The sequence below is a fragment of the Tamlana crocina genome (assembly GCF_012037625.1).
In genome coordinates, this window is sequence record NZ_JAAVJS010000856.1 from 1 (window position 1) to 284 (window position 284).

Genomic DNA, 284 nt, shown 5'->3' on the forward strand with positions numbered 1-284 from the left:
TTATTCCGCTGTTGGTGTAGAACCAAAGATTATGGGAATAGGACCGGTTTATGCCATTCCGAAAGCTGCAAAGCAGGCGGGAATTTCCATTCAGGATCTGGAGCTTATTGAATTGAATGAAGCTTTCGCTTCTCAATCCATTGCCGTCATCAACGAACTGGGATTGGATATGGACAGGATGAATCCCAATGGCGGTGCAATTTCGATGGGTCACCCGCTGGGTTGTACCGGAGGAAAATTAACCGTGCAGCTTCTTGATGAAATGAGAAAACGCAACCTGCAGA

General features: G+C 46.5%; 1 pseudogene. It reads left to right on the forward strand.

The window, feature by feature from the left end:
• A pseudogene (locus tag HC176_RS19270) lies at positions 1–284 on the forward strand (acetyl-CoA C-acyltransferase); the annotation flags it as partial.